Origin of the sequence: Phycicoccus jejuensis (assembly GCF_000720925.1) — a bacterium.
In the GTDB taxonomy this organism is placed as follows: domain Bacteria; phylum Actinomycetota; class Actinomycetes; order Actinomycetales; family Dermatophilaceae; genus Phycicoccus; species Phycicoccus jejuensis.
Genome location: NZ_JOEE01000024.1, coordinates 1 through 2,256, shown reverse-complemented (window position 1 = coordinate 2,256; position 2,256 = coordinate 1). Strand labels below are relative to the sequence as shown.

Genomic DNA, 2,256 nt, shown 5'->3' with positions numbered 1-2,256 from the left:
CATGGCCACCAGGAGCCACACCGGCGACCAGGCGCTCCACATCCACGAACCCGCCAGCACGGTCACAGCCAGCGCCAACCAGGCCCAGTTCGCCCTTGACGTCGGCGAAGGCCAGCTGTCCAGAACGGCGAGGACACACGCTCCAGCAGCGAAGAGGACCATGAGCACGTTCAGCACGCCCGCGAGCAACCCCGCGGGAGCATCCAGAAGCGGCTTCGCCATGAGGACCGGCACCCAAATCAGGACGGCGGCGTTGCGCAGCGCGACGACACCACCTCGTCTCATGACGTCACGATATGTCGGCCCCAGCGCTACCCGAACCAGGGACACAGCGCCCACGACCAGAACTCCCGGATGTCAGGAACGGCTGCGCCAGGCGGCGACGATGACCACCGCCGCAACAACGGAGTGCAACGACATCAGGGCTACCGCCGAGGACGTGGTGAGCGCACTACCAGCGCCGAGCATCGACGCGACAGCAACCAGCACCGCAATGACCGACCATAGCCGCAGCGGCCGGTCCATGAGTCGCTCCAGGAACCGCAAGAGGCCGAATCCAGCTGCAGCAGAGACCAGCGCCGCGAACACGATGTCCCCCACACTCACCACCTGACGATCACCGCCGACCTCAACCGTGAGGTCCACACCCGGTAGCTTGACGACGAAGAACCAGGTGACGAGAGCACACACAGCAGCCGCCACGACCGAGGCCAGGTCCACGATCCATGGAACCCTCCGCCGGACGCTGGTGGGCACGGGTCGAAGCGAACTCATCACATCTCCTTGATCAGGCCGGTATAGCTTCGACGCTACGATCGCCGACACCGTGTGATCAGGGGAGACTGTCCCTGGTTGTGTGGTACCAATGTCCCGCCGGGCTGACCTCACCCGGACCCATCCCGTTCGGGCGCAGAGCACGAAGGTCCGTCCCAGCATGGGATCAATGTCCCTACGGGCGACCGACCGCACAGGCCACGCTCGTGCCATGCCCGATACGCATGCTCCCCTCGACGACCGACCGCCCGCCCCTGTCCAACCCACCTGGGCCGAGGCCGAGGAGACCAGCCCTGGAGCGGGAGCGTGAACACCGGCTACATCCTCACAGTCTCTTGATCAGCTACACCATGGTGCTCTCGGCATCCTGGTGCGGCGACCCGCGACGGCGCCGCAGACCACCTCTGCCACCACGTAGACCATCCCCGAGACGGATTCATGGCCACCGCGCTAAACACCCTGGACGGCCTCGCCGGTCCCGGACCTGACTTGTCGCCCGCGAAGCGCGAGCTTGGTGCGCAGCCCCGGGTCCTGACCCGCGTCAATCGTCATCTTGTTATCCTGCCGACGGACGTAGGCGGCCGGAGTGATTAAGCGGTCACCGCGCGGGGTCCGGCCCAGCCCACCACTTCAGCCACTACATCCAAAGGACGTCACGGACCACGTCATCGCCTTTGCCTCGGTCTCGATCGACGGGTTCTCTTCCGGGCCTGGTAACGATCTGCGCCGCCTGCACCGGTGGATGTACGACTTCGACAGCAACGCGGAGAACGGTTACAACGACCACCTCATCGCCGAGTTTCGCCGCGCTGGCGTCGTGGTCTTCGGCCGTACGACCCTCGACGCTGGCCAGGAGCCGTGGGGAGACGACGACGTCTTCTCCTCCCCCGTCGTCGTCGTCACCCACGAACAGCGCGACCCGGTTCAACGCAATGGCGCCCTCTTCACCTTTATCAGCGGCAGCGCCCAAGAGATACTCGCCCACGCTCGCCAGCGGGCCAACTCCGGGAGCGTGGTGATCATGGGAAGCGCCAGCATCATCCAGCAGTTCCTGAGGGCCGACCTCATCGACGTCCTCATGCTGCACCAGGTCCCAGTATTGCTCGGCCAAGGCACGCGCCTGTTCGCCGCCAACGGCGTGCCTGCCGAGCTCGACCTGCAACTGTTCGAGCCTGGCCCCCAAGTGACGCAGGTCCGCAGTACTCGTACAGGCGGCGATGGTTGAACCAGTCGACCCACTCGGCGGTGGCGTACTCGACGGCGTCAGCGGTGCGCCACGGCCCGCGCGGTTTGACGAGTTCGGTCTTGTACAGACCGTTGATGGACTCGGCCAAAGCGTTGTCGTAGGAGTCGCCGACCGAGCCGACAGAGGCGGCGATCCCGGCCTGGGCGAGGCGTTCGGTGTGGCGGATGCTGACGTACTGGCTGCCTCGGTCGCTGTGTGCCACAACGGATCCGAGGTCGGCGCCGGTGCGTTGCCGG

At 66.0% G+C, this 2,256-nt stretch carries 3 protein-coding genes and 1 pseudogene; 1 reads left to right on the top strand and 3 read right to left on the bottom strand.

The window, feature by feature from the left end:
• Together IG69_RS0119350 and IG69_RS0119345 are read right to left on the bottom strand one after the other, a co-directional pair.
• On the bottom strand, positions 1 to 285 hold a 285-nt coding region (locus IG69_RS0119350; protein WP_030529803.1), incomplete at its 3' end, for a hypothetical protein.
• A gap of 72 nt (positions 286 to 357) precedes the next feature.
• A complete protein-coding gene (locus tag IG69_RS0119345; protein ID WP_157577740.1) occupies positions 358 to 756 on the bottom strand; it encodes a DUF6069 family protein in 399 nt (132 codons plus the stop codon).
• Positions 757 to 1,360: 604 nt separating this feature from the next.
• Here IG69_RS0119345 and IG69_RS0119335 point away from each other — a divergent pair.
• Positions 1,361 to 1,876: pseudogene (locus tag IG69_RS0119335) on the top strand (dihydrofolate reductase family protein); the annotation flags it as partial.
• On the opposite strand, the gene IG69_RS21845 reads toward IG69_RS0119335, so the two are convergent.
• A partial coding sequence (locus IG69_RS21845) for an integrase core domain-containing protein (protein WP_245616201.1) occupies positions 1,851 to 2,256 on the bottom strand: 406 nt, incomplete at its 5' end. The pseudogene IG69_RS0119335 and the gene IG69_RS21845 sit on opposite strands and share 26 nt — an antisense overlap.